Genomic DNA, 9,142 nt, shown 5'->3' with positions numbered 1-9,142 from the left:
TGCATAGTTGCTCTGATTGCGGGAATGTCAGTGCCGCACCCTAGTGTCGTTTCCATCACCCCCATGTGTCTCGATGCACACGAGGTTCCATGGTCCACCACGACGCCAGGAGGCGGCCTTGTCCTTTCCCGTACCGGCACCACCCGCCCGCCGTTTGGCGTCAGCTAAGCAGCTGCTGACGCTGCGCAGCGGAGTCTCAGTGCGGGTCAGCCCGAAACACGGCCGCTTTTTCTGGGCCGTAACGAAGACTGAGGGCTCGCGGCTGCTGGCCGCGGAATCCGGTTCAATGGAGCCGGCTGCGGCCGGGCCGGGCAAAGGCAACCTCTTCGCTGACGTTCGCGCCGCCGTCGTGCGTCACCAGGACAGTTCCGAAGAGCTCGTGTACTGCGATGACGAGAGCGCAGCCGAGGGCCTGCGGACAACCGGCGTCACCGCCAGTTGCAGCTTTCCTCCCGCGGCGGCCATTGTCGCCCTGGATGAGGCGATCCGGCTGTCTATCCAGTCCTTCCACGCCCGGTGCACCATCACCACGGATTCTTCCCGCGGCAAACACTCCGCTTGGCTCGGGCATGGCTGGGTAATCGATTTTGGCTCCGACTCCCGATTGGTCCTGGGGCAGAAGGCCTCCGAGGGAACAAACATCCTCGAAGGCGAACTGCGCTCCATCCGCTATGGATTGCAGGCCGCCCGGGGCGCCTATGCGGCCTCACTGCAGGGAAGCTCCGACGTTACGATCCGTTCGGACAGCCAGCTGGCCCTGCGAATGTTGACCGAGCCGGGGTTTGAACCACCGTCGTCCAACCGCTTCTGCCGCGAGGAAGTTTCCCGCATCCTCCACTACACCCGGTTCACTGCCGTCACCTTCAGTTGGGTGCGCGGGCACGATGGCGACCCGCACAACACAGCCGCGGACCGGCTGGCGGTTCTCGCCCGTCGCACCCGCGAGGCGCTGCTAACCCCTGAGGAGGTACTGCGTCTCACGCAGCAGGTGCGTGAGGATGCTGCCGCCGACATCCGCCGTTCATCCATGGCGTTGGCGGCGTGAGCAGGCAGCCCAGCTCTTTTGCCCGGTCTTTGAACACCTATGAGGAGAAGAAATGACCCAGACAGCTTCCGCCGCGGTTCCCAAGCTGACACCGGAAGAACGTAATGCACTTATGGTCTCCCGCTATATTCATGGCGAAACCCTGGATGCCATCGGGCAGGATTACGGCGTCACCCGGGAACGGGTCCGTCAGATTGTGAGCAAGGTTGGCGGCAACCTTGCGGCTGAATCCCGGCAGAAGCGCCTGGAAATGCGGCAGTCTGAGGCCAAAGCGATGGCAGAAGAGTTCATGGCCGCATACGGAGACATTGCTCGGGCTGCCGCTGCCAACGGTGCCACCCGTGCCGAAACGATCGCCAGGCTGGGGCTGATCTACCCGGAACTCGATCCGGAGTTGGCGGAAGCAACGCTGCGCGAGTCGGATATCAGCTTTGATAAGCGGTCTCATGAGACCTTTTCTAAAGCCGTGCTTGAAGCCGGCCTTTATTTTCTGGCGGGTTCCGAGCTCCGGCTGGCCCCGGACCCGCAGTTCGCCGCAGCTCACCTGGACTTCGATCTTATGGCCGAGCTGGCGGGCGTCCTGGAGCAGGGAACAGCCACCGCGGAAGATATTGCCACCATTCTCGGAATTATCGGTGCCGCGAAACGCCACATCGCTGAGCACCCCGAAACCACAATCACCGGTTCACGTTATGACGATCTGCGTGACGAGCTCGTGCCGGCGTTGGGCTGGGAGTCCCGCCGCGGGTCAACTCCTTGGCCACCGACTCGCCAGACGCTGATGGGCCGCTACACCTATTGGAATAGTGCGCTGGAGTCTGTGGGGATGGCGGCGGCGAAAAAGGGACGCCCGCCGGGGCTGGTGAAGTTCACCGACAGGCTCTATGAAAAGGCCATCCGGGACTTCGTGGCGGAAATGCATACTCAGGGCTCGCACCCCAGCCATCAAAGGTATGCGGATTGGTCAGCCGACATGAATCTTGCGGGGCACGAGTACCCGTCGTCCTCGAGTTTGCGCAATTACTTCGGTAGTTGGTCGGCAGCGCTCCGAGCCGCTGGTCAGGAGGCGGTCTCCGAACTTTCATCGAAGGAACTCATTGCCGATAAGGAGCAGACGGCTGCTGAACCGATTGTCGGCGCGCCTGCAAGTCCTGGCGAAGGCACTGTCCGCTGCGAAATCTGCACCCACGAAGCGTGGCCGATAGTCCGGGGACTTCAACCTGAACCCGCCGAGGATGCCAAGATCTGGCCTGCGGGCTGCGTGGTGACTGAGGACATGCCCGACTGGCACTGCATGGCGCCGGACTGCGGCTGGGAGTTTTGAGCAACCGGCTTCCACGGAAGGATATACCCGCACGTCAGCCGGTCCAGCATCGTCAGCACCGACTGCTAGGTTGAAGGCACTTAATAACAAGGGGGAGTTTGTTGAGTACAGCTACTGATCCGGTTCTGGGTTCGCCCACCCGGAGTTTCGCCAGCGCGCCGGACGCGTTCCACGCGCTGGCCGCCGCCGTCGACGCGGCCCAGCAGGACGGACCGCTGCAGCCCGTCACCGTGATCGCGCCGTCCCACGCCTCAGCCCTGGACATCGCGCATTTCCTGGGACGGGTCGGCAACGACGGGCGCGGCAGCGCCGCCGTCCGCACCGTCACGCTTCCCGACCTTGCCGAGGAACTCGCCGCTGCAGCCGGACAGCTCTCCGGCCGCGCTCCCCTGCCGGCCATGGTCCGCGAAGGTGCCATCACCGCCGCGCTGGCCCAGGCACCGGGGCTGTTCGCCGCGGTCGCAGACCAGCCGGCCACCGCCCGCGCCATCGCCAACACCTCCTCGTCGCTGGATGCGGCCTGCCCCGAGGACCTCGAGCGCCTGCCGCGGCTGGTCCGGGAGGTTGCCCGCGTCCACCGGGCTGCCGCAGCCGCTCTGACCGCCCGCTGGTATACCGGCCACGAACTCTATGCCGCAGCCACTGCCGTCCTGGGCACGCCGCAGGCCGTCAAGCGGTTGGGCAGCGTCATTGGCTTCCAGCTCGCCCCGGAGCAGGACCCGTCCGCCGCCGCTTTCCGCCGCGCGCTGGAACAACACTCCGGAATCAGCCTCCTCACGGCCGCGGCGCCTTTCTCCCCCGGTGAGACGATCCTTAGTGCCTCCGACGCTGACGACGAAGCCCGCGCCGTCGTCCGCTTGGTCATTGATCGGCTGGCCTCCGGCGTTCCCGGCCACCGCATCGGCGTGTTCTATTCGGCCGCGGAACCCTACCGTGCCCTGCTGGCGCAGCGCCTGGCCGAAGCCGGCATCGAGTTTGTCGGCACCGGCGCACACGGTCTGGCTGATGCCGCCCTCGCCCGCGGACTCGCAAGCCTGCTGAGCCTGGATCCGACAGCACCCGATCTCCGGGTTATTTTGGACGTCTTGTCGCAGGGCAGCCTGAACTGGCAGGGCGGAACCCTGCCCAGCAGTGCCGCCTGCGAGCGCCTGCACGCCCATCCCCCGGCCGATGCGGAGGACTCCGGCGAGCTCGAAACCGCTGAGCTGCCCGAACACGAGCAGAAACGGCAGCTGGACTATGCCCGCTTCACCGAGTTCGTGGCCGCACTTGGGGAAAGCCTGAGGGAAGTCTTTTCTGCCGGTGGCTGGAGCGAAGTGTCCGAAGCCCTGACCGGTTTTGTCTCCGGGTTTTTCGCTCCGCGCTCCGCCACCGAACGTCCGGAGCAGGCCAAGGCGCGCAAGTACCTTTCCGAAGTGATCGGAGAACTAGAACTGCTGCACGGCATCGCCCCGGCCCCTACAGCAGCCTCGGTCCGCTCCGCGGTCCGGCAGGGCATCGACTCGCGCCCTTTCGGGACCGGCACCAGCGGAACCGGCATAGTTCTGGGCTCCTACGACGACGGCGTGGGCCGGGATCTCGATGTCATCTTCATTGCCGGCGCGGCCGACGGACTGGCCCCGGCACGCATCCGGGAAAACCCGCTGCTGCCCGACAGCGCCGGTCCCATGCTCGACGCCCGGCTGCCGACCGTCCATGAACGCGCCGCCGCCCGGAAGGAACAGTTTCAACGCCTGCTCGCCACCGGCGTCGAACGCACCATCCTGTACCCCCGCGGAAACCTGCGCGCCGGCGGAAGCCTCTCTCCCTCCCGCTGGCTGGACGGCGCCGCCATTCAGCCTTTGCCGTCCTTTGCCCACGGGCTGACGCAGGGTGCACCCACCCAGCAGGCAGCCACCGCTCAGGAATGGCGGGTGCGCCGGGTCCTCGCCGGAGGCACAGCACCAGACCCTGTTTTGGAATCCGCCCTGGAAGTCCGGGCCGATCGCCGCAACGGAACGTTCTCCCGTTACAACGGCAACCTCTCCGGCGTGGCCGAATCGGTTGTTGACGCGGACAACCCCATCTCCCCCACCCATCTGGAGGACTGGGTCATCAGCCCGCTCGCCTACTTCCTGCGCCGGATCCTCCGGGCGGAGCTGTTCGACGACGTCACCTTGGAAGTCCAGATCAGCAACATGCAGCGGGGAAACCTGATGCATCAGGTGCTGGAGGACTATGTGCGGGGCCTGACGGAGGGCGCCCACCCGGTGTCTGCGGAGCGGCTGTTGGAGATCGCTGAGGATGCGTTTCGGGACACCGCCAACCCTGCATGGCTGAGCCACACCTGGGACCGCGACCAATCCCGAATCCGGGCTGACCTCCAGAAGACGCACGAGATCGACGACCACGCCCGCGGGACCGGCTGGCAGCACGTCGATGTGGAAGCCGAATTCGGCGGCGCCACCAGTGAGCCTCCCGTGGAACTTGATCTGCCTGACGGCTCCACCGTCCGGTTCCGCGGCAAGGTGGACCGGGTGGACCGGCACAGCACCGGCCAGGTTCTGGTCATCGATTACAAAACCGGCAAGTCCGAGAAGTACAAGAAACTGACCGCGGAGAATCCCACCGCCGGAGGCACCCGCTTCCAGCTGCCTGTCTACGGGCTCTTCGCCCGCCGGTTCCAGCAGGACCCCGCCGCGGAGGTCCGAGCCGAGTACCGCTTCCTCACCGCTGCCGGCAACTACGCCAGCGTGGGCTACACGGTGGGTCCCGACGTCGTTGCCACCCTGCGCGACGACGTCGGGCTGATCATGGCTGCGCTCCGCGCCGGCATCTTTCCGCCCCGCCCGGAGTCGGACCGCTATGCCAACCACACCACGATGATGGGTGCCCCCGGCGTGCGGCACACCTGGGAACGGCTCAAAACCGACCCGGCCCTCAGCGATTACTCACGGTTCTTCCAGGAGGAGAAATGAGCACCATCGGCACTGCCCTGGCAGACCAGGACGACCGCACCCTGATCGCTGCCGAACTGGACACCACGGTGTTCGTGGAGGCCGGAGCCGGCAGCGGCAAGACCCACGCCATGGTCGGCCGGATCGCCGCCCTGGTGGACAGCGGCGTCGACATTGGCAGCATTGCCGCCATCACCTTCACCGAGAAGGCTGCCGGAGAGCTCCGCGAACGGCTCCGTAAAACACTCGAGGACCGTGCCGGGCTGGACGCCAACCGGACAGCGCTGCGGAGCACTGCCCTCGACCGCTTGGATGCAGCCCCCATCGGCACCATCCACTCCTTCGCTGCCCGGCTGATCAGCGAATATCCGATTGAAGCCGGCGTTCCTCCGCTGATCACGGTGGTGGATGAGCTCCGTGCCCAGCTCGCTTTTGAACGGCGCTGGGAACAGGCCCAGCAGGCATTGTTTACCGATCCGGATGCCGACAGCGCGCTGCGGGTGCTGCTCGCCGTCGGCGTCACGCTCGACCAGCTGCGCAATGTGGCCAAGGCACTGGATGCCAACTGGGACCGGCTTCGGGACCACCCGCCGGTGAGCAAGACTGTGCCGACGCTGGAGGTCGGTCCGCTGTTGCGCGCTGCCGAACTGGTCCTGGAAAACAAGTCCCTCTGCACGGACCCCGAGGACAAGCTCATGGCTCGTTTTCCGGTCGTGGAAGAGTGGCGGACCCGGCTGCAGGAAGTGCGCGGGTCCGGTGATCTTGGCCGCATCATCGATGTGCTGAGCAGCCTGCCTTCCAAGGGTTACTCCATTGGGAAACAGGGCAACTGGGGCGGTGATGTAAAAAGCGTCCAGCAGCAGTTTGTGGCGCTGGTCGAAGAGCGTGACCAGACCCTGGTGCATTTGGTCTCCCCCGCCGTCGAGACCGTCAGTGCCATCCTGTCCACGGTCCTGCTGGATTCCGCCCGGACGCGGCAGCGCAGCGGTGAACTGGAATACCACGATTTGCTCGTCCACGCCCGCGACCTGTTGGTCGGGGAAACCGACGACGAGGCTCCCGCCCGGCTTCACCTGCAGCAGCGCTACACCCACCTCATGCTCGACGAATTCCAGGACACCGACCCTGTCCAGGCCGAGATCGCTGTGCGGCTGGCCGCCGGGGCCGGCTGCGGGCCGGAGGGTTGGGAGGACCTGCCGGTTCCAGCCGGGCGGCTGTTTATGGTGGGAGATCCCAAGCAGTCCATCTACCGGTTCCGGCGCGCGGACATCGCCACGTTCCTGGCCGCCCGCGGACGTGCAGTCGCCGATCCCGGGTCCGAGATCGCGACTCTGCAGACAAACTTCCGCTCCACGACCGGACTGCTGGAGTGGATCAACTCAGTATTTGCTGCGCTCATCCAAGCTAACGGCACTGTCCAACCGCCCTATGCCGCTCTGGTTCCGGCTCCCCGCCGCCCCGAGTGGATCGGAAACGAGGCGGGTCCCGCTGTCGCCGTCATCGGGCGCAACGGTGCCGTCCCCGGCGAAAACGGAAAGGTTACTGCAGCGGACCGCAACCGACAGGAAGCAGACGACGTCGCGGCCGCCATCCGTGTTGCCACAGGCAGCGCCGGCCAGCCGGCCTGGCAGCATCAGGGCGGCAAGGCAGCGGACTTCCTGCACCGGAATGTGGAGCTCAAGGACATCTGCATCCTGCTGCCCACGCGTACTGCGCTGCCCTTCATCGAGGACGCGCTGGACGCCGCTGGCGTCGAGTACCGGGCCGAGGCGTCATCACTGGTTTATGCCACGCAGGAGGTCACTGACCTGCTGCTGACGCTGCGGACACTGGCCAACACCGCCGACCAGGCGGCGCTGGTGCTCACACTGCGCTCTGCCCTCTTCGTCTGCGGCGACGATGACCTCTTCCGCTGGAAACAGGCCGGCGGATCTTGGAACCTGTATGCACCGGTCCCGGAGGGGCAGGAGACGTCGGCAGTGGGCGCCGCACTGGCATATCTTGCCGTCGTGCATCGCGAACTCGCGGTGCTTTCGCCGGCGGAGCTGCTGGAACGCATCGCCGCGGACCGACGGATTCTGGAAGCCGCAACGGACACCCCGCGCTACCGGGATGTCTGGCGCCGGGTCCGGTTCGTCGTTGACCAGGCGCGGGCATGGTCCGAAGCCACCCACGGCGGGTTGCGCGATTACCTGTCTTGGGCCGCTTCCCAGCAGGACGAGAATGCCAAGGTCAAAGAGTCCATGGTGCCGGAAACCGACATGCAAGCTGTTCGTATTATGACCATCCACGCGTCCAAGGGACTTGAATTTCCGATGGTGATCCTGGCTGGAGCAGGGTCCGCACCCCGGACTTCCACGGATCCCGCGCTGTGGGACGGCAGCGGCAATGCGCTGGTGCATTTTGTGAAGGGCATTGAAAGCCGCGGCTATTCCGAGGCCGCCGCCGCTGAAAAGGAATTCACCGAAGCGGAGCGCCGCCGGCTGTTGTATGTCGCCTGCACCCGCGCAGAAAGCCATCTGGTGGTCTCGCATTACAACAGCTCCGACAAGAGTTTGAGCGGATTGCTCGCGTCAGTGAACGACGACGTCGAGCTGGCTCCGGACCTGGAGATCCCGGACGAGCTCGTTCCCCTGTCTAAAGAGCGGGTTGCCCCGGCTCCGGTCCCTGAGTTTGCGGCGTGGGAAGTGCAGGCGTCTAGCTGGATCAAGCAGTCTGCCCTGTCATCCCGAACTTCCGTCACGGCCCTTGCAAAGGGAACTTCCGCGACTGCGGGAACCGGTGTGGCCACGGAATACGGAACGTCGGTGGCCTTCCACGCGGTAACGGACGCGGAGGAGGCGCTCCCGGGGTTTGCCGGCATTCCCGTGGAACACGGAGCGGTATTCGGCACTGCCCTGCACCGGCTTCTGGAGCTGACGGATCTGGAGCTGGCACCGTCGCTGCCGGAGTTGGCCGCCGGCGTCGCTGCTGCTGCGGGGCTGCACGTTGTCTCAGATCTGGAGGCGTATGCCCGCTCCGCTCTCGAGTCGGCTCCCGTCCGCCGTGCCGCGGGCCGGGAGCGCTGGCTGGAACTGCCGATCATGGTTCCCGAGCAGGACCGCACGGTGGAGGGCATCATCGATCTGATGTACCGCGAAGATGACGGAAGCCTGGTCATCGCCGATTTCAAAACCGACGTCAGCGTTGGTACTGAGCAACTGGCGGCATACTGGCGGCAACTGGGCACCTACGCCCGGATGATGGAGCGCATTACCGGCGAACATGTCGGCGAACTGGTGCTGATTTTCTGCCGCGCCGGCGGCGCCGAGGTGCTGAGGAGGACCCGTGGCTGATCATGTGGTTCCGTTCAGTGAAGCCGATCTTAGGGACCGGGGCTTCGGGGGTTTCAAGCGGTTCGATGACCTTGACCTGTCCCAGGTTCCCCGCGAGCCGGGCGTTTATGCCGTTTTGCGGGATTTCTACAGCAACCATGAGGTCTTGACTGCCAGCGTAGGCGGCTGGTTCAAGGGCAAAGATCCCTCCGCCGATCCTGAAAAGCTGAAGTCCCTTCTGGGATGTCATTCCGAAACCCTCTACATCGGCAAGGCAGACGCCGGTGCTCGGGGCACCCGCGGCCTGCGGAAGCGGATCACGGAGTTTTCCCGGTTCGGCAGCGGTCAGGCCGTTGGGCACTGGGGCGGGCGGTATATCTGGCAGCTCTCCGATTCTTCGGATCTGCGGATCGCGTGGCTTCCCGTGACCGACCGGCCAACGAAGGAAGTCGAAGATGCGCTGTTTGAAGAGTTCTTTCAGTTTTATGGGCAGCTGCCCTTCGCCAACCTGCGTCGGTAGCAC

At 65.3% G+C, this 9,142-nt stretch carries 5 protein-coding genes; all 5 read left to right on the top strand.

The window, feature by feature from the left end; translation table 11 throughout:
- Positions 1–118 precede the first annotated feature (118 nt).
- The 5 genes from KG104_RS03340 to KG104_RS03320 all read left to right on the top strand — a co-directional run bounded on the left by KG104_RS03340 (position 119) and on the right by KG104_RS03320 (position 9,139).
- Entirely contained in the window at positions 119–1,045 is a 927-nt protein-coding gene (locus KG104_RS03340; RefSeq protein ID WP_207347255.1) for a ribonuclease HI, read from the top strand.
- A 52-nt stretch (positions 1,046–1,097) separates the two neighbouring features.
- Complete coding sequence (locus tag KG104_RS03335; protein WP_207347254.1) at positions 1,098–2,369, top strand: sigma factor-like helix-turn-helix DNA-binding protein; 1,272 nt, start codon at positions 1,098–1,100, stop codon at positions 2,367–2,369.
- A gap of 101 nt (positions 2,370–2,470) precedes the next feature.
- Positions 2,471–5,326 carry a PD-(D/E)XK nuclease family protein gene (locus KG104_RS03330; protein ID WP_207347253.1) on the top strand — a complete coding sequence of 952 codons (2,856 nt, stop codon included), beginning with the start codon at positions 2,471–2,473 and terminating at the stop codon, positions 5,324–5,326.
- Positions 5,323–8,640, top strand: a complete 3,318-nt coding sequence (locus KG104_RS03325; protein WP_207347252.1) for a UvrD-helicase domain-containing protein — start codon at positions 5,323–5,325, stop codon at positions 8,638–8,640. The genes KG104_RS03330 and KG104_RS03325 overlap by 4 nt, the downstream gene beginning before the upstream one ends.
- Entirely contained in the window at positions 8,633–9,139 is a 507-nt protein-coding gene (locus KG104_RS03320) for a hypothetical protein (protein ID WP_237686972.1), read from the top strand. Before KG104_RS03325 ends, KG104_RS03320 begins: the two co-directional genes overlap by 8 nt.
- Positions 9,140–9,142 lie beyond the last annotated feature (3 nt).

This window comes from Arthrobacter sunyaminii (assembly GCF_018866305.1).
In the GTDB taxonomy this organism is placed as follows: Bacteria; Actinomycetota; Actinomycetes; order Actinomycetales; family Micrococcaceae; genus Arthrobacter_B; species Arthrobacter_B sunyaminii.
Note: the sequence above shows the minus strand (reverse complement) of the source record. Positions and strands in the feature narration are given on the sequence as shown.

Bases quoted from the DNA above. Each gene is read 5' to 3' on its own strand.
- KG104_RS03325 (WP_207347252.1), top strand. From the start codon at position 5,323: ATGAGCACCATCGGCACTGCCCTGGCAGACCAGGACGACCGCACCCTG.
- KG104_RS03335 (WP_207347254.1), top strand. From the start codon at position 1,098: ATGACCCAGACAGCTTCCGCCGCGGTTCCCAAGCTGACACCGGAAGAA.